Raw genomic sequence first — 26330 nt, forward strand, 5'->3', positions numbered from 1 at the left:
CCGGTGCGACCCGCGGGCACCCCCGTCCGACAAGGGTCCGGCCCGGTGGGCTTGCGGCGCGGACCTGGCAGCGCGGGTCGGGGGTTTCGGCGAGCGCCAGCTCGCCGCCGACCCGCGCGGTCTCCGGCGGGAGCAGCGATCCGCAGCTGACGCGGACCCGGGAAATCTCTCGTAGCTATCGCATGTGTGGATACGCGTGGTCGGTTGGGGGGACGAACGTTTCTTTGATGGTTCGCGGTGAGGTCCAGCGGATCAGGTTGTGCCAGGAGCCGGCCTTGTCGTTGGTGCCGCTGGCCCGCGCGCCGCCGAAAGGCTGCTGCCCGACGACGGCGCCGGTGGGCTTGTCGTTGATGTAGAAGTTGCCGGCCGCGTACCGCAACGCCTTCGAGGCCCAGTCGATCGCCCGCCGGTCGGTGGCGAAGACCGCGCCGGTCAACGCGTACGGCGCGACTCCTTCGGCCTGCTTGACCACGTCTTCGAAGCGGGCGTCGTCGTAGACGTGCACGCCGAGGATCGGTCCGAAGTACTCGGTCGTGAAGACCTCGTGCTCGGGATCGGAGCACTCGACCACCGTCGGCCGGACGAACCAGCCCTCGCTGTCGTCGGCCGTGCCGCCGGCGACAACCGTGCACGCGGCGGAGTTTTTCACCAGGTCGAGCGCGGCGGCGTGCTTGGCGAACGCCCGCGCGTCGATGACCGCGCCGCCGAAGTTGGCGAAGTCGGTGACGTCGCCGTACGACAGGGAGTCGGCGGTGGCGGCGAGCTTGTCGCGGACGCCGCCCTCCCACAGCGACCGGGGCACGTACGCCCGCGAGGCCGCCGAACACTTCTGGCCCTGGTACTCGAACGCGCCACGCACCAGCGCGGTTACGAGCGCGTCCGGCTCGGCGCTGGAGTGCGCGATCACGAAGTCTTTGCCGCCGGTCTCGCCGACGAGCCGCGGGTACGTCCGGTAGCCGGCGAGGTTTTGCCCCACGGTCTGCCACAGCGTCTGGAAGGTCTTGGTGGAGCCCGTGAAGTGGATGCCGGCCAGGTCTGGGTCGGTGAGCGCCACTTCGGACACGGCGATGCCGTCGCCGGTCACCATGTTGATGACACCGGGCGGCAGGCCGGCCGCCTCGAAGAGCCGCATCGTGAAGTGCGCGGCGAACTGCTGGGTCGGCGAGGGCTTCCACACCACGGTGTTGCCCATCAGCGCGGGCGCGGCGGGCAGGTTGCCGGCGATCGCGGTGAAGTTGAACGGGGTGACCGCGTACACGAAGCCTTCGAGCGGCCGGTGGTCGAACCTGTTCCACATGCCCGGCGCGGAGAGCGGCTGCTCACCGAGGAGCTTTTGTCCGAAGTGGACGTTGAAGCGGAGGAAGTCGACGAGCTCGCACGCGGCGTCGATCTCCGCCTGCTGCACGGACTTCGACTGGCCGAGGATGGTAGCGCCGTTGAGCGTGTCGCGCCACGGACCGGCGAGAAGGTCAGCCGCGCGCAGGAAGATGGCGGCCCGATCGGCGTAGGACAGGGCGCGCCACATCGGCGCCGCTTTCTTCGCGGCCGTCACCGCCGCCGCGGCATCCGCGTTGGTTGCGTTGTGGGTGACTCCCAGCACATGCCGGTGCCGGTGCGGCTGCACCACGTCGATCGCCGCCCCGCCAGCCATGCGCTGCTCACCGTCGATGGTCATCGTCAGCTCCGCCCGTTCGCCGGAGAGCTCGGCGATGCGGCGCTGGAGGCTCTCGCGCTCCGGGGTGCCGGAGGCGTAGCCACGTACCGGTTCGTTGTGCGGTTCGGGTACGTCGAAGGCGGCGTCCATGATGGGCTCCTGTCAGGATCTCTGCGTTGTTCCATCCTTACATGTCGCGCCGCTCGCGGGGGTCGTCAACGGCCGCCGCGAGCGGTCCTGGCGTGCCGCGTACGCTGATAAGCTGCCTGGCTGCCCGGGTGAAGGGGAGACGATGAGCGACAAGTCCAGCGTCACCGAGGCCGCGCCGCCCGCGCGGGCCGAAGCTCCCGCGCCGGAAGGTCCACCGGCGTTCGGGTCGAGTGTCCTCGCGGTCATCGCGTTGGCCTGGCTCGCCGCGATGATGTGGTCGTCGCACGCCGAGATCACCTCTGGGGAGGGCACGCTCGCGATCACGTCGGCGGCGATGTCGCTGCCCACCGTGATCTCCGCCGGCCTCGTCGCCGGCGCGGCCGCCAGCCTCGCCGTGGGTCACCTGCTCCGCCGTCTGCGCGCGCCGCTGCGCTTCGCCGCGTCGGTCGGCGCCGGCCTGCTCGTGGGTGTCGTCGCGGCCATGGTGGTGGTCGTCAGCTACGGCGGCGGCGAGGCCAGCACGGTGCTCGCCGGCACGGTCGCCGCCGCGGTCACGGCCGGCGGGGCGCTCGCCGCGGTCCGGGCCCGTGCGGTCGTCGGCGCGATCGTCGCCGCCGGGCTGGTGGTCTTCGCGGTCGAGCAGGTGCTCGACAACTTCCAGCCCAACCTCATGTCGCTTTACGGCAGCAAAGACGACCCCTCCTCCCGGCTCAGCGCGTCCGGCTGGTCCGCGCTCACGATCGCGGTCTGCACCGGCCTGGCGGCGGGGCTGGTGGCCTTCTTCTACCTGCGCCGGGCGGCGAGGCGGGCCGGCGACGACGCGGTGCCGCCGAAGTGGCCGGCCTACGCGATCGCCGGCGCGGGTCCGGGCCTGCTGCTGGTGGCCGCCGAGTTCATCATCCGCACGCTCGGCGCGGACGTGCTGGCCCTCGCCGGTTCGGTGAGCGAGGCCGACGCCACGGCACAGCAGATGATGGACAGCTCGCGGGTCAACAACGCGCTGGTGGTGCTCTTCGTGGGCGCGATCGTGGCGATCATCGCCTTCGGTCGCACACTGCCTCGGTCACGCTAGGGTTTCGAGCTCGCTCACGTCGTACCACTCCAGCTGGTGGTCTTCGGCGCTATCCACCGTGAACTGGGCGTCGGGGTCGCCGGCCAGCGCCTCTTCGACCACGCCGGCCGCCGCGGCGATGTCGTCGACCGCGCCTTCGCCGTCGATGTGGATGGCGGCGACCGAGGCGAGCGGCACGGGGCCGGCCAGCCGCACCTCGCTGGAGCCAAGCTCGCGATCTTCCCGGGTGACCGCGCCGGACGGCAGGTCGGCCGAGACCACCACGCGCCGGCGGGGCGCCGCGGGGTCGTGGCGGAGCAGGCGGAGCGCACCCTGGGCGGCTCGGGTGAAGGCGACGTACTCGAGCTCTTCCTCGTCACCTTCCGCGTACCACTCGCGGAGCGCGGGCGTCACGGCGTGCGCCTCCGACCCGAGGATCTCACCCCGCTCCCGCAGCGCGGAGAGCATGGAAAGCGTCGCCGGGAGGTACACCCGGATGAGCTGATCTGGCACGCGCGGACTCCCCCGGGCTCGACCCCCCTGTCGTTTGATGTCCTACACCCTCCGGTTGATCAACGATGAACCGGGGCGGTCAACGGGTCGGCCGGCCGCGTTACCAGGCCCTCGGCGGTCTCCACCGGGAAGCCCTCGCGGATCCAGTACTCGATGCCGCCGATCATCTCCTTGACCGCGTAGCCGCGGCGGGCGAGCTCCAGCGCCGCCTTGGTGGCACCGTCGCAGCCCGGCCCCCAGCAGTACGTCACGACGGGACGCGCGCGGTCGAGGAGGCGGTCACCGCGCACCGGGATCATGGCGCGGGGCAGGTGGACGGCGCCGGGGATGTGCCCCTGCCGCCACGCGGCGAGGTCACGCGTGTCGACGAGCGTGAAGCCGGGGTCGCCGCCGGCCAGGGCCGCCTGTACGTCGGAGACGTCGGTCTGGAAGGCCAGCCGGGCTTCGAACCAGGCGACGGCTTGCTGGGTGTCCATGCCTGTTGACGGTACGGCCTTGATCTTGATCCCTACACCCCCGTCGCACGGCAGCGGGCTTCTCACGCCGTTGCCTCGCCGGTAGTCTCGTCGAATGGCCGTGGAATCACCGGTGCTCGACGCTACCGACTGGCGGATCATCGACGCGCTACAAGACGACGGGCGGATGAGCTTCGCCGACCTCGCCCGCGCGGTCGCGATGTCGCCGAGCGCGGTGGCCGAGCGGGTGCGGCGCCTGGAGGAGTCCGGCGTGATCACGGGCTACCGCGCCACCGTCTCGCCGGAGCGGGTCGGCCTTTCGATCATGGCGTTCGTGCGGCTCCGCTATCCGAACGGCAACTACCGGCCGTTTCACGCCCTGCTCGACTCCACGCCCGAGATCATCGAGGCGCACCACGTCACCGGCGAAGACTGCTTCGTGCTCAAGGTCGTGGCCCGCTCGATGCGCCACCTGGAGGAGGTCGCCGGCCGGATCAGCGGGCTGGGCGCGGTCACGACCAGCGTGGTGTACTCCAGCCCACTCGCGAGCCGCACGGTCGATTCGCAAGCCGTCGATGGCAAACTAAAGCAGTGACCCCCCGTTTCCTGCTGCTCTCCGAGGTGGCGGCCGAGCTCAACGTCTCGGATTCGCAGGTCTACCACATGGTGCGCAGTGGCGAGCTCCCCGCGATCAAGATTGGCGGGCGGGGCCAGTGGCGGGTGGAGAGGGCCAAGCTGGAGGAGTACATCCAGCGCAAGTACACCGAGACCGCCGAGTGGGTGCAGAGCAACCCGCTGGTGGAGTGAGCCCCAATCCGGGTTATCCACAGGTCGTTGACGGGTGGCTGGTTGTTGCCGGAAACTGATGGTATCGGAGGCAAACGAAGGCAAACGCAAGATCGCTGACCCTGATCGGGGTGTTGCATGATCACTAAGGTTCGCCCTGCCATCCGGCTCCGGCCCGCGCCCGCCCTCGACCCGCCCTTCGACGACGAGGCCACCCCTCAGCTCTGGGACCAGCTCCCCCTCCAGCTCGACGGCGCCACCCGCCACCGCCGGCACGCGCCGATCCCGGTGCCGCGGGTCCGCTCCGGCGTCCCCTCGCTCCCCGCCGCCGAGGCCAGCGCCGGCGACACGACGCCCCCACCCGCCTCCGCCCTGGCCGACGCCTCGCCGGAGACCAAGCGCGCCGCCCGCCGCTTCCTCGACGTCTGCCTCGAAATCCTCAACGGCTACCGCCCGGTCGGCCACATCCGCGGGCTCACCGGCTACAACGCGGCGGCCATCATCGAGCAGCTGGCCGCCTGCATAGAGCGCGCCGACGGCCTCCGCCGCCTCCAGGACCCGGCCCGCCTCCTCCCGCGCGAGGCCAAGTTCGTGGTGCTGCGCCACCTCCGTGTCTGCGAGCCCAGAGCCGGCGTCGCGGAGGGCGCCGCCGCGCTCGGGCTGCTCGACCGCACCTGGGCGGTGGCCTTCCGCCTGGAGCGCAAGCGCGGCCGTTGGCAGTGCGCCGCCGTCCGCCTTGTCTGACAAGCCCCGAGCCCTACTCAGTCCCGGCGTGCCGACCCCCAGGGCGCTCATCTGCGAACGTAGGCGGTGGGCGCCCCGGGGCTCCAGCTACCGCGACGCCCGTCGTGTCGCGCGGACCTGGCAGCGGAGCGTCGAGGTTTCGGCGAGCGCCAGCGACGCCGAAGCCGCGACCGGAGCGGTGCCCGCGGGAGCATACGGTCCGCAGCTGGCGCGGACCGGGGCAAATGTGCCTAAAACGAGGGCCCCCACGACGGGGGCCCTCGATCGTTGCCTAGCTGTCAGGCGCCGGCGGTGGGTGCGCCGTGGCAGCGCTTGTACTTCTTGCCGGAGCCACACGGGCAGGGCGCGTTGCGGGATGGGCCGGTGCCGCTCGAGGCCTGGCTCGGCGACGGCGACGGGCGGCGGCCGCTGGCGCGGGGAGGCGTCGGGCCGCCCAGGCCGAGTGCGGGCGCGGAGTCCTGCTCCTGCTCGACGAAGACGGCGCCGTCACCGGCCGCGCCGTCGATGGTCGGGGCGGAGTACTGGAGTGGCTGCTGCGGGCGCTGGCGGCCCAGGCCCTTGGCGCGGATCTCGACCGTGGCGTCGTCGGGCATCGGCAGCGGGGCCGGGCCGGTCGGGGCGGCCGGTGCGGCGGGCGCCGCCTCCTCGACCTGGACCTCCAGGTTGTAGAGGAAGCCGACCGTCTCCTCCTTGATGCCGTCCATCATCGTGGCGAACATCGCGTAACCCTCGCGCTGGTACTCGACCAGCGGGTCGCGCTGCGCGTACGCCCGCAGGCCCACGCCCTCCTGGAGGTAGTCCATCTCGTAGAGGTGCTCGCGCCACTTGCGGTCGATCACCTGGAGCAGCACCATGCGCTCCAGCTGGCGGACCGCCTCGGAGCCCAGCTCTTCCTCGCGCCGCTCGTACGCGGCGTGCGCGTCCTCCTTGAGGCGGGCCGTCAGGAAGTCGGCGTCGAGGTTGTTGCGCTCGCCGCCGGCCTCCTCTTCGAGGTCTTCGATGGTGACGCCGACCGGGTAGAGCTGCTTGAGGCTGGTCCAGAGCTGCTCGAGATCCCAGTCTTCGGCGTAGCCCTCGGAGGTGGCGCCCATGACGTACGCCTCGATGACGTCGTCGATCATGTGGTTGACCTGCTCGCTCAGGTCTTCGCCGTCGAGCACCCGCTTGCGCTCGGCGTAGACCACCTGGCGCTGCTTGTTGAGCACCTCGTCGTACTTGAGGACGTTTTTGCGGATCTCGGCGTTTTGGCCCTCGATCTGGCCCTGCGCGCTCTTGATCTGCCGAGTGACCATCTTGGACTCGATCGGCACGTCTTCGGGGATGTTGAAGCGCTCCATGACGGCCTCGACCGCGCCGGCCCGGAAGCGGCGCATCAGCTCGTCCTGAAGTGAGAGGTAGAAGCGGGACTCGCCGGGGTCGCCCTGCCGGCCGGAGCGGCCGCGCAGCTGGTTGTCGATGCGGCGGGAGTCGTGGCGCTCGGTGCCCAGCACGTACAGCCCACCGGCGGCGGCGACCTCCTCGGCCTCCTCCTCACACGCCTGCTTCCAGCGCGGGAGGATCTCCTCCAGTGCCTTCTGGTAGTCGTCTTCGTGCTCGACCGGGTCGAGGCCGCGCTGGTGCAGCTCGTTTGCCGCCAAGTGCTCAGGGTTGCCGCCGAGCAGGATGTCGGTGCCGCGGCCGGCCATGTTGGTGGCCACGGTCACGCCGCCCTTACGCCCTGCCTGCGCGATGATCTCGGCTTCCTTGGCGTGGAACTTCGCGTTGAGCACCGCGTGCGGGATGCCCCTGCGGCGCAGGAGCTGGGAGAGGATCTCGGAGTTTTCCACCGACACCGTGCCGACCAGGACCGGCTGGCCGATCGCGTGCCGCTCGGCGATGTCTTCGATGACCGCGTTGAACTTGGCCTTCTCGGTCTTGTAGATGACGTCGGGCTTGTCCATGCGGATCATCGGACGGTGGGTCGGGATGGACACCACGCCGACGTTGTAGACCTTGTTGAACTCGCCGGCCTCGGTCTGGGCGGTGCCCGTCATGCCGGAAAGCTTGTCGTACAGCCGGAAGTAGTTTTGCAGCGTCACCGTCGCGAGCGTCTGGTTTTCCTGCTTGATCTCGACGTGCTCCTTGGCCTCGATGGCCTGGTGCATGCCCTCGTTGTAACGGCGACCGTGCAGGATGCGGCCGGTGAACTCGTCGACGATCAGCACCTCGCCGTCGTTGACGATGTAGTCCTTGTCGCGCTTGTACAGCTCCTTCGCCTTGATGGCGTTGTTGAGGTAGCCGACGAGCGGGGTGTTGACCGACTCGTAGAGGTTGTCGATGCCCAGCCGGTCTTCGACCTTGGCGACGCCCCGCTCGGTGATCGCGACCGTGCGCTTGGCGTAGTCGACCTCGTAGTCGCCCTCCCCGTCCTTGCCGGGCTGGAGCCGGGCCACGACGGACGAGAACTCCGTGTACCACCGGGCGGACTGCTCGGCCGGGCCGGAGATGATCAGCGGGGTGCGCGCCTCGTCGATCAGGATCGAGTCGACCTCGTCGACGATCGCGAAGTTGTGCCCGCGCTGCACGAGCTCTTCCTTCGACCAGGCCATGTTGTCGCGCAGGTAGTCGAAGCCGAACTCGTTGTTGGTGCCGTACGTGATGTCGCACTCGTACGCCGCGCGGTGCTCGGCCGAGGGGCGGTTGGGCAGGATCACGCCGACGCTCAGGCCGAGGAACCGGTGCACCCGGCCCATCCACTCGGCATCGCGCTGCGCCAGGTAGTCGTTGACCGTGACCACGTGCACGCCCTTACCGGAGAGCGCGTTGAGGTACGCGGGCAGGACGCAGGTCAGCGTCTTGCCCTCCCCGGTCTTCATCTCGGCGATGTTGCCGAAGTGCAGCGCGGCACCGCCCATCACCTGGACGTCGTAGTGTCGCTGGCCGAGCACGCGGGACGCCGCCTCGCGAGCGGTAGCGAACGCCTCGGGGAGCAGGTCATCGAGGGTCTCGCCGTCGGCGATCCGCTGGCGGTACTGATCGGTCAGCTCCCGCAGCTCCGCGTCGGTGAGGTCGGTGTACTCGTCCTCGAGTGAATTGACAGCGGTGGCGACTGCCTTGAGCCGCCGTAGCATGCGCCCTTCGCCGGCACGAAGGACCTTTTCCAAAATCGTCACGGGTCAACGCTCCCCTGGGGCAGTCTGCCGAACCATCGTAGGCGCACCTTCGGCGCAACTGTCAGCCACGTCTCCGGCGATAGCGCCAAAGCGGACATTTTGCCTCAGAGACGTGGCCGATACGGTTATGCCCGCCGCGAACAGTACGGCAACATGACCGCGTGGGGGCGCGAGCGAACATCCAACCGGAGATCCACGATCAAGGACTGTTTCTTCGGCCGTGGCGGGCGACGGATGCCGACGCGGTCCACCGGGCCTGCCAGGATCCGGCGATCCAGCGCTGGACCCAGGTGCCGTCGCCCTACCTGCCCGAGCACGCCCGCTACTACGTCACCGAGCTTTCGGCCGCGGCGTGGGAGCGGGGCACCGGCGCGCACTTCGCGGTCGTCGACCCGGACAGCGGCGACCTGCTCGCCTCCTGCGGCCTGGTCACCATCGACCGCGTGCTCTCCTCCGCGGAGGTCGGCTACTGGACCGCGCCCTGGGCCCGGGGCCGGGGTGTGGCCACCCGCGCCACGCGGGCGGTCTCCCGGTGGGCCTTCGACGGTCTCGGCATGCGGCGGGTCGTGTGGCAGGCCGCGGTCGGCAACCACGCCTCCCGGCTCGTCGCGCTCCGCGCCGGGTTCCGGATAGAGGGTTATCTGCGGCTGGCCGACGGCGGCGTGGACGCCTGGGTGGGGTCGCTGCTCCCCGGCGCCCCGATGGATCCGGTGCTCGACGAGCTGGTGGTGCGCCGGGCGCGGCTGTTCGACGGGGAGCAGCCGGTGCTCACCGTGAAGGGCGGCCTGCGGCTGCGCCCGCCCGAGGCGCGCGACTTCGACGCGATGGTCGAGGCCTGCCGCGATCCGGAGAGCGTGCGCTGGACCACCGTGCCCGACCCGTACGACCGCACCCACGCCGAAGACTTCGCGTTGCGCATCACGCCCACCAGGTGGGGGCGCGGCGAGGGCGCGATCTACGCGATCGCCGATCCGGACGGCTCCTGGGTCGGCGCGATCGACCTGATCGTCTCGGCGCACGACCCGCTCGTCGCCGAGATCGGCTTCCTGGCGGCGCCCGGGGTGCGCGGCCGCGGATACACCACGGCGGCCCTGTCCGCGATCTGCGAGTGGGGTTTCCGCTCGCTCGGCCTGGCCCGCATCGTGTGGCGGGCGCACGTCGGCAACGTGGCTTCCCGGCGGGTGGCGGAGAAGGCCGGGTTCACCATCGAGGGCACGCAACGCGCCGGCCTCGCCCACCGCGGCGAGCGCAAGGACGCCTGGGTGGGAGGGCTCGTCCCGTGATGGTCATTCACGCGAATGGGGTACGGCTCCGCCCGTTTCGTGAGGCGGACGTCGATGATCTCGCGGCCGGGTACTCGGAGCCGCACGCCAAGGCCTACACGCGAGAGGACGCGGTGCACTGGATCACGCACAGCGTGCCCTCGGCGTGGGCGGCCGGCGGCGCGGCGTACGCCATCGCCGACCCGGCCACCGACCGGCTGATCGGCGGCGCGGGCATCAACCGGATCGTGCCGGAGCGCGGCCAGGGCGAGATCGGCTACTGGGTGGCGCGGTGGGCCCGCCGCCGGGGCGTGGCCACGGCCGCCGCGCGGGCGCTGTCGGCCTGGGCGTTCGACCGCGGGTTCAGCCGCCTGGAGCTGCTCACCGACCCGGCCAACGCGCCGAGCCAGCGGGTCGCGCTCGCCGTGGGATTCCAGCGCGAGGGAGTGCGCCGCGGCGCCGGGCAGGGCATGCACGGCCGGTACGACCTCGTGGTCTGGGCCCGCCTCGCCGGCGATCCGCCGGGCCCGACCCGGCGCCTGCTGCCCGACCTGCCCGGCGGCGCGCTCAGCGACGGTGTCGTGGCCGTGCGGCCGGTCGGCCCGGGCGACGCCGACTTCCTGCACGCCCTGCTGTCACTGCCGGACGTGGCCGGCACCAGCGTGCCGCCGATCGTGCCCGACCGCGAAGAGGTCGAGCTGCGCTGCGCCCGCGCCGAGGGGTGGTGGCTGGCCGGAGAGCGGGCCGACCTCGTCATCGCCGACGCGGCGACGGGCACGCCCGCCGGCACGATCGGCATCTACTACGAGGACCCGCGTACGGCGACGGCCGGTATCGGATACGCCATGCTGCCGGCGTGGCGGGGTCGCGGCATGCCGACCCGCGCGGTGCGCCTGCTCGCTCGCTGGGCGCTCGGCGAAGCCGGCATCGGGCGCCTCACCGCGGGCACCCTGCCGGGCAACGCCGCGTCTCAGCGGGTGCTGGAGAAAGCCGGATTCCGCCGGGAGGGATACCTCCGCGGACGGCTGCCCGGCATCTCCGGCACCCGCGTCGACGACGTTGTGTACGGCCTACTCGCCGGCGACGTGGAGCGGGCTCAGACTGACAGGGCGATGATCCCGTAGTCGTAGCCCTTGCGCCGGTAGACGACGCTCGGCCGGCCGTTTTCCTTGTCGAGGAAGAGATAGAAGTCGTGCCCGACGAGCTCCATCTGGAAGAGCGCGTCATCGATGGTCATCGGCTCGCCCGGGTGCTCCTTCTCCCGGACGATGTGCCAGGGCTGGTCGTCGTCGTGCTCCTCCACCGGAGCCGCGACGGCCGTGGCGGCCTTTGATCCGCTGGGCGCGGCAGCCGTGGATTCGTTGAGCCACGAGGTGGGCAGGCCCGCCGTCGCCGCGGCGACGGAGACGGGCGTGTGGCGGCCGCGGTGCACCCGCCGCCGGTCGGCGGCACGGCGCAGCCTGGTGTCGAGCTTGGCGATCGCGGAGTCGAGTGCGCCGTAGAAGTCCTTGGCGCACGCCTCAGCCCGGATGACCGGCCCCCGAGAGTAGACGGTGATCTCTACGCGCTGGCAGTAGTCCGACTGTCGCCGGTTTCGCTCGTGGAATAGTTCGACGTCGACACGGATGAGCTTCTGGTCATAGCGCTCGATCTTGGCGAGCTTGTCGCCTACATGTACGCGGTAGTGATCGGGCACTTCGACGTTGCGCCCCTTGACGACGATGTCCACGCGTGACCTCCCCCACGATGGTTCTGTGGTGACGTCACCGGCCGGATGCCGGATGACGGTGAAGGATTTGCGCCTCCTCTCCGGCTGCGAGGGGCAGAACGGTTGCGTCTGCCCTTCCGGTGGTTGAACCGATGGTCCTACCCCGGTGAAGACGACGCTAACTCCTATGCGCTCACTAGTCACCCCTCCGCCCAAGACCGTTTCGGGAAGATTCGCCCACCTAGCACGATGGGGTGAAAAGGGCCCTACTACCCGTAACGCAACTGAGTGGCTGCGAGCACCGAGACCGCGTCGACATGCACATCGACGGATTGCAATTCCCGGCTGACCGCGGCCAGGGTGACGCCCGTGGTGACGATGTCGTCGACCACCACGACCGCCCGCCGGGCGGCCGCCCGGCGCAGCGCGGGCACCCGTCCGGCCCGGATCCGGAAGGCCGACTCCGCCGCCGCGGCCCGCTCCGCCGCACCGAGCTCCACCGAGTCGGGCCGAGGCAGCGCACGCAGTGGCCGGGCCACCGCCGCCGGCCAGCCCGCCCGCCGCAGCCGCGCCGCGGCCCGCCGGGCAAGTCGCACCATGTGGTCACCGTGCCGGTCCCGCGCGGCCTTCGCGGTGTCCGGCACCGGCACGAGGAGTACACCTTCGCCGGTGCCGCCGACCGCGGCGGCCACGACGTCCGCGAGCAGCGCGCCCAACGGCACCGCCAAGCCGTGCCGGCCGCGCTCCTTGTACTCGAGCAGCACGTCCCGCAGCACCCCGTCGTAGACGCCGAGCGCGGTGCACGGCGGCAGCCCCGGCGGCACGGGCGTCGGTGCGGTCCGAGCGGGCGGAAGGCTTTCCAGCGCCTCGGCGCACGGTGCGCAGACGCCGTACCGCAGCGGGATCCGCTCCGCGCCACAGCCCGCACAGCCAGCCGGCAGTACGAGGTCGACGAGACCCGCCCAGCCGCCCATCGGGTCAGTCCATCAGGAAGAACGGGGCCGTCACGTCAGCCGGGTCGAACTCGCCCGGCGCACCCACCACCTCGCCCGCCTCGACCTGCTTGTCGCCACCTGCCTGGTCGAACGCGGCGCCCCCGCGGTCGAACATCAGGGCCTGGGCCGGGCCGCCGACGACCGGATCGACGGGGTACGCCACCAGGTGGTTGATCCTGCCCCCGGCGTCCTCGGTGTGCTGGTTTTCGATCGCGCCGTCGGCCGTCACGTGCCACACCGCCGGCTTGAGGTCGACCGTGCCGGCGACGACGAGCCACGTCTCCTCGCCCCAGTCGACCGCGGTCGCGTCACGGACCCGGGTCGGCACCACCCTTGCCTCGCTGGCGAGCTCGATCTGCCTGCCGCGCGCGAGGCCCGCGACGTACACCTTTCCCCCGGCGACAAGCGCGATCCGCCTGCCGTCCGGTGCGGCGGCGACATCGGTGATCGTCCCGTCGAGCTTGGCCACGGGCACCTGCTCCAGCACACCGCCGTCCAGGGTGAACCGGTAGAGGCGCTTGTTGATCACGACGAGCCCCGCGTCCATCGGCATCTTGAGCAGGACCGGCCGGCTCATCTCCGCGTACGGCCCGCTCTTGGTGAACGGGTTGGTGCCGTCGCCCACACGCAGCCGAAACTGCTGGCCCTGCCGCGACACGAGTGCCGCTGCCGTCTGCACGCCGTCGTCGCCGGTCTCCTGGGCCAGCGTGGCGGAGTCGAGCCCTTCGTTGACGCCCTGCTCGAGAAGCAGCTGCGGCAACGGGTCCGTGCCGCCGCCCGCCGAACCCTTGAGCCGGTAGATCTTGCCCTGGTACAGCGCGAACCGCTGCGGAACGGCTTCCTGGCCGGGCGCATTGGACCGCCGGTGCGCCGGGTTGACCGCGAAGAACGCGGCGTCCGGCTCGAACGTGCGCGGCCCCTGCCCCTCGACCCGCAGCTCCAGACCCGCGCTGAGATATGGCCGCAGCGACCACATCAGCTGCTTGCCCAGCTGGTCGAGCACGTCGACGTCCTTCATGGCGGGCATCGGCTGCTCGGCCGCCTCGGCGTTGAGCCCGACCTCGAGCCGCTCGCTCGGGTACGGCACGTTCTGGTTGCCCTGGCTGCCCAGGTTGAGTGGGCTGACCGACTGCTTGATCCAAGCCGACGGACCGGTGGTCAGCCACCGCACGATCTCGGTGGGCTGCTGGCCCTCCTCCAGCTCGCTGGGCATGTACCGGTTGTCGGGCACCAGTGCGGTCCGGTCCTTGTTCCAGAAGTAGATCGTCCGCTGGAGGTAGTAGTCGCGCAGCGCCTCGGTGCTCAACAGCAGGTCCTGCGGGGGCTTCGTGACGAACCAGTCGGTCTTGCCCTCCGTGCCGCCGATGTAGAAGGTGTACGTGTGCTGCCCGGCGGGAAGCACCGCCGGATCGACCGAGCCCACTTCGCTGAGCACGCCGATCTGGTCCACCTTGAGCGTGACCCGCCAGGTGCCGTCTTTCTGCTTGGCGAACACGGGCTCCCCTTGCCGGCGCACCACGTTGATGACGGCGTCTTCGCGCTCCTTGACCTGATCCTGGGCGCTCTCGGTCACGTAGCGCCGGATCCGATCGGTCGGCTTCGTCTTCTTCGGGTCACCGGCCACCGCCGCCAGGAAGTCGGTGACGAAGCCCTCCTTGGTGGTCGCGTTGTCTCGGCTGGGCGGGCCCTGGCCCGGGGTGCCGCCGGTGGCGAACCCGGGAGCCGGACCGGCGCCGATGTCCCGCACCTGTGTCTCGTCCGGTATCCCGCACCCGGCCACGCCGATCGCCACCGCCGCCACGGCCGCGGCGGCCAGGACCGTGCGGCGCCTCACGCGGTCACCTCCAGCGTGGAATTGGTGGGCCGGGCATCCACCGCGTGTCCGGGCACGGCGTCCGGCGGAACGAGCCGCAGCGGTGACGAGGTCAGCCGGTCGCCGGCCCGCACCGGGAGGGTGAGGCGGAACTGAGCGCCCTGGCCCGGGGCGCCCCAGGCCTCCAGCCACCCGCCGTGCAGCCGTGCGTCTTCCAGGCTGATCGAGAGGCCGAGCCCGGTGCCACCGGTCTGCCGCGCCCGTGACGGGTCGGCCCGCCAGAACCGGTTGAACACCAGCTTTTCCTCGCTGGGGCGCAGCCCGATGCCGTGGTCTCGCACGGTCACCGCCACGGCGGACTCGTCGACGCCGAGCGCGATCGAGACCGGGCGCCCCTCGCCGTGCTCCACCGCGTTGCCGACGAGGTTGCGCAGGATCCGCTCCACCCGGCGCGGATCCACCTCGGCGATCACCGGCGTCTCCGGCATGGTCAGCTCGACCCGCACGCCGCAGCGCTCGCTCAGGCTCTCCAGCCGGTCGACCACGCGGCGCACCACCGGCACGAGGTCGGTGGGCTCGGCGTCGAGCATCGCGAACCCGGCGTCGAAACGGCTGATCTCCAGCAGGTCGGTGAGCAGGCTCTCGAACCGGTCGAGCTCGGCCTGGAGAAGCTCGGCCGCGCGGGCGACCGCCGGGTCGAACTCGTCGCGTTCCGTGAAGATCAGGTCGGCTGCCATCCGCACGGTGGTCAGCGGCGTGCGCAGCTCGTGCGAAACGTCCGAGGTGAAGCGCCGCTGAAGCCGGGACATCTCCTCCAGACGCACGATCTGGCGCTGGAGGTTGGTCGCCATCTGGTTGAACGACGCGGCGAGCAGGGCAAGGTCGTCTTCCCCGTGCACGGCCATGCGCTGGTCGAGCAGGCCGGCGGAGAGGCGCTGGGCGGTGCGCGCGGCCACCCGGACGGGCCGCACCACCAGCCGGGTCACCAGCGCGGAGAGCACGCCGAGCAGGATCACCAGCGCCACGCCGGTCAGCAGCACCATCGTGCGGATCTGCACGGCCGTCTGGTTTTCGGTCGACAGCGGGACCATGTAGTAGAGCTCGACCTGCCCGAAGCCGGTCGGCACCGGCGTGCCGGAGACGAGATATTTGGTCGGGCCGGCGCCGAAGTCGTGGGTGCGGATCTGGTACTTGACCCGGCCGTCGACCGCCACCCCGCGCTGGAGCTCGGCACTGATGACCGGGGTGACCTGCACCGGCTTGAGGTTGGGCTGCTCGCGAGCGGTCAACGCGACGATCGCGCCGCCCTGCTCCGGGTCGCCCCGGGAGAGGTTGGTGGCGATCTGGAAGAGGGTGGTCTGCACCTTCGGGTCGTACGCGTTGTTGAAGATGCTCAGCTGCTCACCCGCGTACTCGGCGTCGGCCTCCAGCTGCGTCCGCGCGGCGCTCTGCGTGCGGTCGAGCAGGATCTTGGTGCTCTGCGTGGCCACCAGGTAGGCGAACGCGCCGACCAGCAGGCTGGAGGCGACCAGCGTGATCGCCACGACCCGGAAGTGCAGCGAGCGCCGCCAGGTGTTGTGCAGGGGCGCGGCCACCACCGCACCCCGGCGGGCCGCGCGGCGCCACAGGTCGTGGGCAGCCGCCAGCGCCCGCGCACCCAGCGCGGCTACGGAACGTACATCACTAGCCACGGCGAAACCAGGCTATCCGGTGCCCGCCTTGTAGCCCACGCCTCGCACGGTCAGGATGATCTCCGGACGCTCCGGGTCAGGCTCGATCTTGGCGCGCAGGCGCTGCACGTGCACGTTGACGAGGCGGGTGTCGGCCGCGTGGCGGTAGCCCCAGACCTGCTCCAGCAGCACCTCGCGGGTGAACACCTGGCGCGGCTTGCGGGCCAGGGCCACCAGCAGGTCGAACTCCAGCGGCGTCAGCTTGACCTCGTCGCCGTCGCGGCTGACCGTGTGGGCCGGCACGTCGATCGTGATCTGGTTGCCCGGCGGCCCGATGGTCAGCAGCTCGGGGGCGGCATCCTCGCCCCGGCGGAGCCGGGCCCGCATCCGGGCCACGAGCTCCTTGGGCTTGAACGGCTTGACCACGTAGTCGTCGGCGCCCGACTCCAGGCCGAGCACCACGTCGACGGTGTCGCTCTTGGCCGTGAGCATCACGATCGGGATGCCGGACTCGCCGCGGATCGACCGGCACACGTCGATGCCGCTCATCCCGGGCAGCATGAGGTCGAGCAGCACGATGTCTGGCCGGTTTTCCCGGAAGGCGGCCAGCGCCCGCTCACCGTCGGCGACGAAAGACGGCAAAAAGCCCTCGCTGCGCAGGACGATGCCGAGCATCTCGGCCAGCGCAGGATCGTCGTCGACAACCAGTACCCGTGCCCTCATGCGTTCAATATTCCACCTCGCGTCCGATCCATGGGACCGCCCTCACCAGGGGTTATGACAAATCGGGCGATCTAGCAGCGGAGACCGCACGGGTTCGACCGGTTAGCGGACCCGTGCCAGGATGGCGCAGTGCTGCTGCCGCTGCGCCCGCTCACCGTCGGCGAGCTGCTCGACGCCGCGGTGTCGCTGCTGCGCGCGAACGGGCGGGCGTTACTGCCCGTGGCGGCGGTGCTGGCGGCGGTCGAGCAGGCGCTGCTCGCCCCGCTGCGCCTGGCCGCCGACGCACAGCCCCCGGCCTACCTGCCCGACTTCCCCGAGCTGCGCCACCTGGAGATCTTCTGGGTGCTGCTCGCCGCCGGCGCGGCCACCGAGGTCACGATCATCGCGTTGCTGGGTGGGCTGACCGCCCGGGCCGCCGGCGCCGACCTGCTCGGGCAGCGGCCGCCGGCCCGCCAGCTCCTGCGACCCGCCGGTGGCCGCTTCGGGGCGGTGGCGGTGGTCGCCGTCGTGGTCGGTGCCACGATGTTCGTCGCCGCCATCGCCGGTCCGGCCTGGTTCCTCGTGTACGGGCTGCTCGGGCTCGCCGCTCCCGTCGTCGTACTCGACCGGCTCGGACCCGGTCGGGCGCTGTGGCGCTCCGCGAGGCTGGCGTGCCGGGCGGGCCTGCGCGCCGCCAGCATCCGCGTCCTCGGCTACGTGGCCTGGCTGGCCATCCGGGTGGCCCTGGGTCTGGGCGCCTACGCCGCCCTCGACGCGCTCAGCCTCGGCGGCGCGGAGTGGACCGCACCGATGAGCGCGCTGGCCTGGCTGCTGGTCAACACCGTGGCCTACCCGACGCTGGCCTGCCTCGACGCGGTGCTGCACCTGGAGACCCGGATGCGCACCGAGGGCCTCGACATCCTGCTCTCCCGGGCCGGACGCCGCGGCCAGGTCACCCCGGCCCTGCTGGGAGTGGCGCGGTGAGCCGCTGGTGGACCGAGGGGGTCGCGGCGTTCGGTGACGTGGTCCCGCTGCCGCTGGCCGCGCTGGCCCTGTTGCTGGCGGCGGCCCTCGCCGGTGCCGGCTGGTACTGGTGGCCGCGCTGGGTGCCGCGCCGGTTTCCGCGCCTGCGGATGCCCCGCCTCCGCCGGCCCCGCTTCCACTGGCCGTTCCGCCGCCGCAAGCGGGACGTCCAGGAGCCGGTGCGGCCGGTGCTAGACACGAGCGGCGACGAGCTGCCCGACCTCCCGGCGGCCGCGTTCGTCTCGCTGGCCGACCGGCTCGCCGCCCAGGGCCGGTATGCCGAGGCGGTCCGCGAGCGGCTCCGCGCCATGGTGCGCGAGCTCGTCGACCGGCAGGTGGTCGAGCACCGTCCAGGGTGGACGGTATCCGAGCTGGCCGGCGCGGCCGGTCGAGCCCGGCCGGTCGTCGACGCGCCGCTGCGGGCCGCGGGCGGCGTCTTCTCCGAGGTCTGGTACGGCGAGCGCCCCGCCGGCGCGCAGCACGACCAGCGGATGCGCGAGCTGTCCGACCAGCTACACCGGGCGCTCTCATGAGGCGATGGCACCGGTTCGCGATCCCGTTGGGCGTGGTGGGGCTCGTCTTCGCGGTGACCGGTGTGGCGTACGCGGTGAACGAGCCGGACCCGAGCGACCCCGCGTTCCTCAGCCCGGCGAGCGCGGACGGCATCGGTGGGCAGCGGCTCGCGCGGGCGCTGGCGGCGCGGGGCGTACAGGTACAGCGGATGACCCGCACGTCGGACGCGCTCGTCGCGGCGTACGACGGCGACGCGACCCTCTTCGTGCCGGTGCCGCGGGTGGTGCACCCCGACTACCTCGCGATGCTGCGGCTGATGCCGCCCACCACGCGCATCGTGCTCGTCGACCCGGCCCGCCAGGCGCTCGACAGCGCCGGGATCCCGCTCAGCCCGGGCGGGCGGCGCTGGGCGGCCCAGGCGGTGCTGCCCGACTGCCCGGTCGAGGAGGCGCGCACGGCCGGCCGGGCGGCGGCGCTGCGCCAGCGGTACCAGGGCGAGGGCATCCGCTGCTACGGCGCCGGCGTCGTACGGCTGCCCTGGCAGCGGGCCGACCTCGTGGTGATCGGCGCGAGCGACCCGTTCCGCAACGACCGGATCGGCGAGCACGGCAACGAGGCGCTCGCCACCGGCCTGCTCGCCGCCCGTTCCCGGGTGGTCTGGCTCGACGTGCACAAGCTGGAGCCGCCGCCCGGCGTCGCCGACGAGCCCGGCTCGTCCAGCGGCGCACCGCCCTCGCTCGGCCCTGACCCGAGTGAGAGCGGCTACGGCGAGGGCGAAGGGGAAGGCGACGGCTCCGGTGACGGCACCTCCGGGGAGGGCGACGGCTCCGGCGGTCCGGACGGCGAGGAGTCGTCGGGAGACCCGTCAGCCTCCGATGTGGACGACGAAAACCCCTTGTGGGACGCGTTTCCGCCATGGTTCTGGGCACTGCTGATCCAGCTGGCGCTGGCCGTGGTGCTGCTCGCGCTGTGGCGGGCGCGCCGGCTCGGCCCGCCGGTGACCGAGCCGCTGCCGGTGACGGTGCGGGCGGCGGAGACCGTACACGGCCGGGGCCGGCTCTACCGCCGGGCCAAGGCCCGCGGGCCCACCGCTGACATGCTGCGGGCGGCGGCCCGAGACCGGCTCGCGCAGCTGCTCAACCCCACGCCCGAAGTGTCGCTTGTGGACGCCGCCGCCGCGGCGACCGGGCGAGACCCGGAGCTGATCGAGGGCCTGCTCGACGGCCCCACCCCCGAGAGCGACGATGACCTGCGGCGCCTCCAGGCCGACCTGGACGCACTGGTCGAAGCCGTAAGGAGAGCACGGTGACCCTTCCCGCGGGATCCGACGATGCCCGCGCCGCCCTGCACCGGCTGCGCACCGAGGTGGCCAAGGCCGTGGTCGGCCAGGACGCCATCGTCACCGGCCTGGTGATCGCCCTGCTGTGCCGGGGCCACGTGCTGCTGGAGGGCGTGCCCGGTGTCGCCAAGACGCTCCTCGTGCGCACGATCGCCGCGGCGCTGGACCTGGATGCCAAGCGGCTCCAGTTCACGCCCGACCTCATGCCGGGCGACGTCACCGGCTCACCGGTCTACGACCCGCGCAGCGCGGTCTTCGAGTTTCGCACCGGGCCGGTCTTCACCAACCTCCTGCTCGCGGACGAGATCAACCGCACCCCGCCGAAGACCCAGTCCGCGCTGCTGGAGGTGATGGAGGAGCGCCAGGTCTCCGTCGAGGGCATCCCCCGGCCGCTGCCCGAGCCGTTCATCGTGGCGGCCACCCAGAACCCGATCGAGTACGAGGGCACGTACCCCTTGCCGGAGGCCCAGCTCGACCGGTTCCTCCTCAAGCTGACCGTGCCGCTGCCGGCGCGGGAGGAGGAGATCGGGGTGCTGCGCGCGCACCACGCCGGCTTCGACCCACGTGACCTCAAGGCGGCCGGCGTGCAGCGGGTCGCCACCGCCACCGACCTGGCCGCCGGCCGGGCGAGCATGCAGCGGGTGGGGGTGGCCGAGCAGGTGCTCGCGTACATCGTGGACCTCTGCCGGGCCACCCGCACCTCACCTTCGCTGGAGCTCGGCGCCTCGCCGCGCGGCGGCACCGCGCTGCTGATCACCGCGAAGGCCTGGGCCTGGCTGGCCGGGCGCGACTACGTCACCCCGGACGACATCAAGGCGGTCGCCCGCGCGACGCTCCGGCACCGCGTGCGGCTGCGCCCCGAGGCCGAACTGGAAGGCGTGACCGCCGACTCGGTACTCGACTCGGTGCTCGCGACCGTGCCGACGCCGCGCTGATGGTCACCGGCCGCGCCGCCCTCCTGCTGGCCCTCACCTCGGCCACGCTGCCGCTGTGGCCGTCGCCGTGGCTGGGGCTGGCGGTGCTCGCCGGCGCGGTGCTGGTGCTGTCCACGATGGACCTCGCGCTCGCCGCCCCGCTGCGGGAGATCGAGCTCACCCGCGACGGCGCGCGCACCGTGCGCTCCGGCGAGACTGCGACGGTGTCGCTGCGCGTGGCCAACCGTTCGCCGCGGGTGCTGCACGCCGACATCCGTGACTCGTGGGTGCCCTCGGCCGGCGCAAGTCCTTCGGTGCACCGGGTCGTGGTGGAGCCGGGCAGCGCGGTGACGGTCGAGACCTCGCTGACCCCGACCCGTCGTGGCGACCGGCCGGCGGTCCGGCTGACCCTCCGCTCGTACGGGCCGATGCGGCTCGCCTTCCGCCAGCGCGCCGGCCGCCCCGAGACGCCACAGTGGACGCTCCGGGTGCTGCCCCGCTTCGACTCGCGGCGCTTCCTGCCGGAGAAGACCGCCCGCCTGCGCACGCTCGAAGGCGCCACGGTCACCCGCGGGCGGGGCCAGGGCACCGAGTTCGACGTACTGCGCGAGTACGTGATCGGCGACGACGTGCGCTCGATCGACTGGCGGGCCAGCGCGCGCCGCTCGGATGTGCTCGTGCGCACCTGGCGGCCCGAGCGCGACCGGCGGGTGGTGTGCGTACTCGACACGGGCCGCACCTCGGCTGTGCTCGCCGGTGCCGAGCCGCGGCTCGACGCGGCCATCGACGCCGCCCTGCTGCTCGCCGCGCTCGCCCTCCGCGCCGGCGACCAGGTCGACCTGCTCGCGGTCGACACGGCCGTACGGGCGTCCGCCTCCGGCGGCCGGCACGTGCTGCTGCCCCGGCTCGTCAACGCCCTCGCGCCGCTCCAACCGTCCCTTGTAGAGACCGATTTCGAGCTGGTGGTCGGCGAGGTGCTGCGGCGGGAGCGCAAGCGCGCGCTGGTGGTGCTCTTCACCGCCCTGGAGCCGGGCGCACTCGGCGACGGCCTCCTGCCGGTGCTGCCCCGGCTGGCCACCCGACACAAGGTGCTCGTGGCGGCGGTACACGACCCGCTGCTGGCCGAGGCCCAGGGAGACCCCTACCTGGCGGCCGCCGCGCTGCGCACGCTCGGCGAGCGCGACCGGGTGCGCTCGGCGCTCAGCCGGCACGGTGTCGAGGTGCTCGACGCCCCGGTCGACGCGTTCGCCTCCCGGGTCGCCGACACCTACCTAGCCCTCAAGCAGGCCGGAAAGCTGTAAAAAGCCTTTGGAGTCAGCGTCGCGGTCCGTGGTGGCGTTTCTTCGAGGCATATTTGCCCGTGTCCGCGTCAGCGGCAGACCGTATGCTCCCGCGGGCACCGCTCCCGGCCGGCGGCTCGCAGACCGAGCCGAGATCCCCGGCCGTCCGCTGCCAGGTCCGCGGGACAAGCCCCGTTGGCGGTCTTCGGGGGCCTACCTCCGCCATCGCGCCGCTCACGGCGACGAAACCCCGGTTGCTTTCCCAGATTGCCGATCCGGCAACGGGCATTGTGGACAAACGTCGGCCACCGCCTGGCGCGAGCTCAATCCGCCTGCCCTCATTCTCCTCCCGCCGCTTGCGCGCAGGGGTGAGCGCGACCAGCGGCGGACGGGTGCGGCCGCGGGAGCAGCGGTCTGGACCACGACGGACGTCGCGGTAGCTCGAATCTGGGTCTGGGTGGTCGGTCACTGAGACTGCGCACGGGCCTTGGCCGCCGCGGCGCTGCCCAGGATGACTACGTAGCCGAGGAACGCCAGCCAGACCGCCGCGCCGATGCCGATGCGGAAGACCGTGGGCAGCGGCGACGGTGTCACGAACGCTTCGATCACCGCCGACACCGCGAAGAGACCGACGAGACCGACGGCGACGAGCATGCCGTCTCGGGCCGCTTCGACCACCGCGCGGCCGCGGGTGCGGTGGGGGCCGGGCGCGATCCAGGACCAGCCGATCCGGAGGCCGACGCCGGCCGCCACGTAGATGCCGGTCAGCTCCAGCAGGCCGTGCGGCGTGATCAGGCTGAAGAAGAGGTCACCGCGGCCGTACGAGATCATCACGCCACCGACCACGCCGAGGTTGAGCGCGTTGTTCCACAGCAGCCAGAGGACCGGCACGATCAGCACGCCCGAGGCGAGGCACTGAGCCGCCAGCCAGGCGTTGTGGGTCCACAGGTGAAACGCGAACGTGGACGGGAGGAACTCGGTGTAGTAGCCGGCGAACTCCGACGCGACGAGGTCTTCGGCGGCCTCCTCGCCGATGAACGCGGCCGCGCTCTCCGGATGTCCGGCCACCCACCACATGAGAAAGCCGGTCAGCACCGTGAACGCCACCGCGACCCCGGACCACCACGGCCACGCCCGGTAGACGGCGAGCGGGAAGCCCTCGGTGAAGAAGCGGCCGACCTCCCGCCAGGAGAGTCGGCTGCCGCCGGTGATCGTGGCGCGGGCGGCCAGGACGAGCCGGGACAGCCGCGCGACGAGCGCCGGGTCGGGCGAGCGGCTGCGTACGACCGACAGGTGCGTGGCGGCCCGCTGGTAGAGCGCCACAAGCTCGTCGACCTCGGCCGCGGTCAGCCGCCGGCCGCGGGAAAGCTGCTCGAGCCTCCGCCACTCGGCGTCGTGCTCGGCGACGTACGCGTCGAGGTCCACGCCCGACATGGTGTTCACTTGTCGGGTGACCGCGCAAGTCCACGCCCCCGCCGGCGTACTCGTCAGCGGTGAGGCGGTCGAGCTGGAGGTACGCGTGGCCCGGGTCGGTTCCCGGGTCCTCGCGCTGCTTGTCGACATCGCCGTCCAGCTCGTGCTCGCGGTCGCCCTGCTGATCATCGTGGCGGTGGTGCTGTCCAGCGCGCCGGTCGACGCCGCCCTGGAGGGCGCCCTCTTCACCGTGGGTGCCGTACTGGTGCTCGTGGGTTACCCGACACTTTGCGAGACGCTCACCGGCGGCCGCACCGTCGGAAAGTTCGCGGTCGGCCTCCGGGTGGTCCGCGACGACGGCGGGCCGGTGCGCTTCCGCCACGCGCTGACCCGCAGCCTGGTCGGCGTCGCGGTGGAGTGGCCCGGCCTGGTGTTGCCGCTGGTCACCTGGGTCGCCAGCCTCGCCACGATGCTCGCCAACCCGCGCGGCAAGCGCCTGGGCGACCTCGCCGCGGGCACGATGGTGATCCACGAGCGCACGCCGGCCTCGTGGGGTTGGGTGCCCGGCATGCCGCCGCCGCTGGCGGCCTGGGCGGCCACCCTCGACCTGACCGGGCTCGACGACGACCTCGCGCTGGCCGTGCGCCACTTCCTCGCCCGCGGGCATGGCCTCTCCGAGCCGGAGCGGAGCCGGCTGGGGCAGTCGCTCGCCGGAGAGATCCTGGCCAAGACCACGCCGCCGCCTCCGCCGGGCGTGCCGGGCTGGGCCTACCTGGCGGCCGTGCTCGCCGAGCGCCACCGCCGGGCCGCCCACCGCCTCGCCCGTGCCCGCGCGGCCACCGCGGCGCTCTGGCCGGGCCTCGCGATGCCGTCGCGCCCGGCGACGTCGATGACCCGCCCGCCGGTGCCGGTGCCGCCCGGCGCGCCGCAAGACTGGCCGAGCCACGCCTGGCCGAGGCCGCCGTGGCTGGGCCCCACCGCCGAGCAGCCCGACTGGACCGGCATGCGCCGCCCGCCGGTGGCCAGCACGCTGCGCCGCGCCACACCCGACTGATCATGGGGCGAAGAGCGCTCGGCCTCAGAGGCCAGAGGCGAAGAGGCCGCTGAAGACCCTTTACAGGCCGCGGGAATGCATCAGGGCGGACCCGAAAGGGACCGCCCTGAATGTGTCTGTCTACCTCAGGACCGCGGCTGGTCGAACTCCCCCACTCGAACATCAGCCACGAAGCGCTGCCAGGAAGCGGCAGAGAAGCGTAGGACGGGGCCACGCGGATCCTTGGAGTCGCGCATCGCGATCGCGTCGGACCCCGCCAAAGCCACCTCGACGCAGGCACCATTGCCCGCGCTGCGGCTGCTCTTGAACCAGAGCAGCCCTTCGTCGTTGGACGCAGGGAACATCTCCCCGGTACTTCCTCTCTCGGAATGTTGGTTGATCAGGCTTCGCCCTGCGCGACCGAGTGGATGAAGTCGACCGACTTCCTCGGGCTGAGCGCGGTGGCGCGAAGCGACTCGAAGCTCATCCAGTAGCTCCGGAGCTCGTCCGCGCGGCTGCGGAAGACGCCGCCGGTCATGCCTTCGCTGTAGACGAGCGGATGCTCTCCGTCCCGGCCGAATTCGAGGATGATGAACGATCCCGCCAAGGCACGGTGGGCACCGGTCGAGAAGGGGAGGACCTGGACCGTGACCATCTTGCGCTCGTTGGCCTCCGCCAGGCTGCCGAGCTGGCGGCGCATGACGTCCGGCCCGCCGATCTGACGGCGCAGGACCGCCTCGTCGAGGATCACGGAAAGCTTGGGTGGCGGATCGCGCGTCAGCACAGCCTGACGTGCCATCCGCACAGCCACCCGCTGGCCGTGCACCTCGTCCTCTTCGTAGATGCCATCCGCCTGGATGACGGCGCTCGCGTACTCCGCGGTCTGCAACAACCCGGGCACTATCTGTGCCTCGTAGTTGTAGATGGCGACCGCTTCGGCTTCGAAGCCGATGTACGTCTCGTAGGCGTTGGGGAGCACGTCACCGTAAGCCTCCCACCACGCGCGCTGCCGGGACTGCCCCGCGAGCGCCCGGATTCGTACTCGGGCGTCCTCGGCGACGGCGTACGCCTCGAGCAGCCGGTCCAGGTCTTTGGGCCGGACGCCCGTATGGGCGGTCTCGATGCGGCTCAGCTTGGATTCTGACCAGCCGAGCTCAGCGGCCACGTCCGCCACCGTGCGGTCGGCGCGTAAGCGGCGCAACTCGGCGCCCAATTGCCGTCGCAGTGTGGTCGGGCTTGGCTTCACTGCCATCGTGCATACCGTACACGCAAGTTGAGCTGCGAGGTTGCAACAAGATGGCATCAGATGCACTTGCATCTGTGACGCGCGCCATGCACTCTGGGGATGTACCGCGACAACGAAGTCGACGAGCAGCCACCAAGTCGGGTCGAGACCGTGGGAGGCAGCCGTGTTGGACGAGCAGACGTTGGTCCCCGAGCTTCCTGAGCTGCCCTGGCAGCTGCGACTCGGCTTGGTGTTCGTCGATGAAAAGCCGACCCTTTTCGCGCTCTACCAGCGTGGCGAGGATGGCGCGGGCGGGCGTGTGGTCGCCTGGCTGATGGTTCTCCCTGGCGACCACGCGGTGCTGATCCCGGTCGACGAGACACCCAGCCGCCCGATCGTCACGACGCTGCGTAGCGTCCAGCGGCGGTGGCTCCGAGTGCTCGAGTCAGAACTTGTACAGGTAGTGGGTCCACAGGCCCAACACATGCTCTGATCGAGACGCAGGGACTGGACGGCGGGCCCGGTGGCGGCAAACACCGGCCCGCCGCTCCTTGTCTGTCCCGCGGACACCCCCAGCCAGTAGCGTTGCCGGGGTGAAGGTGCTGCTCCCCTGGCTCGCCGTGCTGGCTGTCGTCCTCCTCCTCGACGCGATGCACCTCAGCTTCCTGGCCACCGCGGTCGCGGTCACCTGGCTGGTCTACTGCGTCTGGACCTGGGTCCGCCCCAAAAACCGAAACCGGGCCGGCTGACCCGCCCCACACCCGAAGCCGGGCCGGCTGATCGCCCAAAAACCGAAATCGGGCCGGCTGAAAAGCCGACCCGATCTCAGATGCCGTAGCTCAGTAGCGGTAGTGGTCCGGCTTGTAGGGGCCCTCGATCGGCACGCCCAGGTACGAGGCCTGCTCCTTGGAGAGCTCGGTCAGCCGGGCACCCAG

27 protein-coding genes are annotated in these 26330 nt (G+C 71.7%); 14 read left to right on the forward strand and 13 right to left on the reverse strand.

Translation table 11 applies throughout. The features are described from left to right. Nucleotides 1–175 precede the first annotated feature (175 nt). Nucleotides 176–1804: an L-glutamate gamma-semialdehyde dehydrogenase gene (gene pruA / locus AC5L36_RS44625; RefSeq protein ID WP_441222289.1), complete on the reverse strand. Its 1629-nt coding sequence runs from the start codon at nucleotides 1802–1804 to the stop codon at nucleotides 176–178. A 142-nt stretch (nucleotides 1805–1946) separates the two neighbouring features. On the opposite strand from pruA, the gene AC5L36_RS44630 reads away from it, so the two are divergent. Next, nucleotides 1947–2876, forward strand: a complete 930-nt coding sequence (locus AC5L36_RS44630; protein WP_441222288.1) for a hypothetical protein — start codon at nucleotides 1947–1949, stop codon at nucleotides 2874–2876. Here the strand turns inward: AC5L36_RS44630 and AC5L36_RS44635 are convergent. Both AC5L36_RS44635 and AC5L36_RS44640 read right to left on the reverse strand, forming a co-directional pair. Further along, nucleotides 2868–3368 (reverse strand): DUF6912 family protein, encoded by a 501-nt coding sequence (locus tag AC5L36_RS44635; RefSeq protein ID WP_441222287.1) that lies wholly within the window; start codon nucleotides 3366–3368, stop codon nucleotides 2868–2870. The genes AC5L36_RS44630 and AC5L36_RS44635 overlap by 9 nt on opposite strands. Nucleotides 3369–3427: 59 nt before the next feature. Continuing rightward, nucleotides 3428–3844 carry a rhodanese-like domain-containing protein gene (locus AC5L36_RS44640; RefSeq protein WP_441222286.1) on the reverse strand — a complete coding sequence of 139 codons (417 nt, stop codon included), beginning with the start codon at nucleotides 3842–3844 and terminating at the stop codon, nucleotides 3428–3430. 94 nt (nucleotides 3845–3938) lie between these two features. On the opposite strand from AC5L36_RS44640, the gene AC5L36_RS44645 reads away from it, so the two are divergent. The 3 genes from AC5L36_RS44645 (at nucleotide 3939) to AC5L36_RS44655 (ending at nucleotide 5353) form a co-directional block, all read left to right on the forward strand. Next, the gene (locus AC5L36_RS44645) at nucleotides 3939–4418 is read left to right on the forward strand and encodes an Lrp/AsnC family transcriptional regulator (RefSeq protein WP_441222285.1); all 480 of its coding nucleotides are present in this window, start codon (nucleotides 3939–3941) and stop codon (nucleotides 4416–4418) included. After that, a complete protein-coding gene (locus tag AC5L36_RS44650) occupies nucleotides 4415–4630 on the forward strand; it encodes a helix-turn-helix transcriptional regulator (protein ID WP_441222284.1) in 216 nt (71 codons plus the stop codon). The genes AC5L36_RS44645 and AC5L36_RS44650 overlap by 4 nt, the downstream gene beginning before the upstream one ends. 117 nt (nucleotides 4631–4747) lie before the next feature. Beyond that, nucleotides 4748–5353: an Rv3235 family protein gene (locus AC5L36_RS44655; RefSeq protein ID WP_441222283.1), complete on the forward strand. Its 606-nt coding sequence runs from the start codon at nucleotides 4748–4750 to the stop codon at nucleotides 5351–5353. A 278-nt stretch (nucleotides 5354–5631) separates the two neighbouring features. On the opposite strand, the gene secA is transcribed toward AC5L36_RS44655, so the two are convergent. After that, the gene (secA, locus tag AC5L36_RS44660) at nucleotides 5632–8505 is read right to left on the reverse strand and encodes a preprotein translocase subunit SecA (protein WP_441222282.1); all 2874 of its coding nucleotides are present in this window, start codon (nucleotides 8503–8505) and stop codon (nucleotides 5632–5634) included. A gap of 161 nt (nucleotides 8506–8666) precedes the next feature. On the opposite strand from secA, the gene AC5L36_RS44665 reads away from it, so the two are divergent. After that, nucleotides 8667–9788, forward strand: coding sequence for a GNAT family N-acetyltransferase (locus tag AC5L36_RS44665; RefSeq protein WP_441222281.1), 1122 nt, complete (start codon nucleotides 8667–8669; stop codon nucleotides 9786–9788). Further along, nucleotides 9788–10891 carry a GNAT family N-acetyltransferase gene (locus AC5L36_RS44670; RefSeq protein WP_441222464.1) on the forward strand — a complete coding sequence of 368 codons (1104 nt, stop codon included), beginning with the start codon at nucleotides 9788–9790 and terminating at the stop codon, nucleotides 10889–10891. The genes AC5L36_RS44665 and AC5L36_RS44670 overlap by 1 nt, the downstream gene beginning before the upstream one ends. On the opposite strand, the gene hpf is transcribed toward AC5L36_RS44670, so the two are convergent. The 5 genes from hpf to mtrA all read right to left on the reverse strand — a co-directional run bounded on the left by hpf (nucleotide 10864) and on the right by mtrA (nucleotide 16676). After that, nucleotides 10864–11496 carry a ribosome hibernation-promoting factor, HPF/YfiA family gene (hpf, locus tag AC5L36_RS44675; RefSeq protein WP_441222280.1) on the reverse strand — a complete coding sequence of 211 codons (633 nt, stop codon included), beginning with the start codon at nucleotides 11494–11496 and terminating at the stop codon, nucleotides 10864–10866. The genes AC5L36_RS44670 and hpf overlap by 28 nt on opposite strands. 248 nt (nucleotides 11497–11744) lie before the next feature. After that, nucleotides 11745–12449, reverse strand: coding sequence for a ComF family protein (locus tag AC5L36_RS44680; protein WP_441222279.1), 705 nt, complete (start codon nucleotides 12447–12449; stop codon nucleotides 11745–11747). Between the two features lie 4 nt (nucleotides 12450–12453). After that, the gene (locus tag AC5L36_RS44685) at nucleotides 12454–14304 is read right to left on the reverse strand and encodes an LpqB family beta-propeller domain-containing protein (RefSeq protein ID WP_441222278.1); all 1851 of its coding nucleotides are present in this window, start codon (nucleotides 14302–14304) and stop codon (nucleotides 12454–12456) included. After that, nucleotides 14301–15974 carry an MtrAB system histidine kinase MtrB gene (gene mtrB, locus AC5L36_RS44690; protein WP_441222277.1) on the reverse strand — a complete coding sequence of 558 codons (1674 nt, stop codon included), beginning with the start codon at nucleotides 15972–15974 and terminating at the stop codon, nucleotides 14301–14303. The genes AC5L36_RS44685 and mtrB overlap by 4 nt, the downstream gene beginning before the upstream one ends. 12 nt (nucleotides 15975–15986) lie before the next feature. Next, complete coding sequence (gene mtrA, locus AC5L36_RS44695) at nucleotides 15987–16676, reverse strand: MtrAB system response regulator MtrA (RefSeq protein WP_173039797.1); 690 nt, start codon at nucleotides 16674–16676, stop codon at nucleotides 15987–15989. A 129-nt stretch (nucleotides 16677–16805) separates the two neighbouring features. Between mtrA and AC5L36_RS44700 the strand changes: the two genes are divergently transcribed. From AC5L36_RS44700 to AC5L36_RS44720, 5 genes are read left to right on the forward strand one after another with little or no spacing between them, the layout of a single operon-like run. Then, nucleotides 16806–17639, forward strand: a complete 834-nt coding sequence (locus AC5L36_RS44700) for a hypothetical protein (RefSeq protein WP_441222276.1) — start codon at nucleotides 16806–16808, stop codon at nucleotides 17637–17639. Continuing rightward, a complete protein-coding gene (locus tag AC5L36_RS44705; RefSeq protein WP_441222275.1) occupies nucleotides 17636–18211 on the forward strand; it encodes a DUF4129 domain-containing protein in 576 nt (191 codons plus the stop codon). Before AC5L36_RS44700 ends, AC5L36_RS44705 begins: the two co-directional genes overlap by 4 nt. Beyond that, complete coding sequence (locus AC5L36_RS44710; protein ID WP_441222274.1) at nucleotides 18208–19500, forward strand: DUF4350 domain-containing protein; 1293 nt, start codon at nucleotides 18208–18210, stop codon at nucleotides 19498–19500. The genes AC5L36_RS44705 and AC5L36_RS44710 overlap by 4 nt, the downstream gene beginning before the upstream one ends. Beyond that, nucleotides 19497–20465, forward strand: a complete 969-nt coding sequence (locus AC5L36_RS44715) for an AAA family ATPase (RefSeq protein ID WP_441222273.1) — start codon at nucleotides 19497–19499, stop codon at nucleotides 20463–20465. Before AC5L36_RS44710 ends, AC5L36_RS44715 begins: the two co-directional genes overlap by 4 nt. Next, complete coding sequence (locus AC5L36_RS44720; RefSeq protein ID WP_441222272.1) at nucleotides 20465–21745, forward strand: DUF58 domain-containing protein; 1281 nt, start codon at nucleotides 20465–20467, stop codon at nucleotides 21743–21745. The genes AC5L36_RS44715 and AC5L36_RS44720 overlap by 1 nt, the downstream gene beginning before the upstream one ends. Nucleotides 21746–22189: 444 nt before the next feature. Here AC5L36_RS44720 and AC5L36_RS44725 read toward each other — a convergent pair whose 3' ends face one another. Then, complete coding sequence (locus tag AC5L36_RS44725; protein ID WP_441222271.1) at nucleotides 22190–23149, reverse strand: stage II sporulation protein M; 960 nt, start codon at nucleotides 23147–23149, stop codon at nucleotides 22190–22192. A gap of 25 nt (nucleotides 23150–23174) precedes the next feature. On the opposite strand from AC5L36_RS44725, the gene AC5L36_RS44730 reads away from it, so the two are divergent. Next, the gene (locus AC5L36_RS44730) at nucleotides 23175–24191 is read left to right on the forward strand and encodes an RDD family protein (protein ID WP_441222270.1); all 1017 of its coding nucleotides are present in this window, start codon (nucleotides 23175–23177) and stop codon (nucleotides 24189–24191) included. A 125-nt stretch (nucleotides 24192–24316) separates the two neighbouring features. Here the strand turns inward: AC5L36_RS44730 and AC5L36_RS44735 are convergent, their stop codons facing one another. Together AC5L36_RS44735 and AC5L36_RS44740 are read right to left on the reverse strand one after the other, a co-directional pair. After that, nucleotides 24317–24535, reverse strand: coding sequence for a DUF397 domain-containing protein (locus AC5L36_RS44735; protein WP_441222269.1), 219 nt, complete (start codon nucleotides 24533–24535; stop codon nucleotides 24317–24319). A gap of 35 nt (nucleotides 24536–24570) precedes the next feature. Continuing rightward, nucleotides 24571–25422 (reverse strand): helix-turn-helix domain-containing protein, encoded by an 852-nt coding sequence (locus tag AC5L36_RS44740; protein WP_441222268.1) that lies wholly within the window; start codon nucleotides 25420–25422, stop codon nucleotides 24571–24573. A gap of 157 nt (nucleotides 25423–25579) precedes the next feature. Here AC5L36_RS44740 and AC5L36_RS44745 point away from each other — a divergent pair, with 157 nt between their 5' ends. Beyond that, nucleotides 25580–25888 (forward strand): hypothetical protein, encoded by a 309-nt coding sequence (locus tag AC5L36_RS44745; RefSeq protein WP_441222267.1) that lies wholly within the window; start codon nucleotides 25580–25582, stop codon nucleotides 25886–25888. A gap of 100 nt (nucleotides 25889–25988) precedes the next feature. Beyond that, nucleotides 25989–26144 carry a hypothetical protein gene (locus AC5L36_RS44750; protein ID WP_441222266.1) on the forward strand — a complete coding sequence of 52 codons (156 nt, stop codon included), beginning with the start codon at nucleotides 25989–25991 and terminating at the stop codon, nucleotides 26142–26144. Nucleotides 26145–26234: 90 nt separating this feature from the next. On the opposite strand, the gene AC5L36_RS44755 is transcribed toward AC5L36_RS44750, so the two are convergent. Beyond that, on the reverse strand, nucleotides 26235–26330 hold a 96-nt coding region (locus tag AC5L36_RS44755; protein ID WP_441222463.1), incomplete at its 5' end, for an adenosylhomocysteinase.

It is taken from the genome of Phytohabitans sp. LZ39 (genome assembly GCF_059359075.1).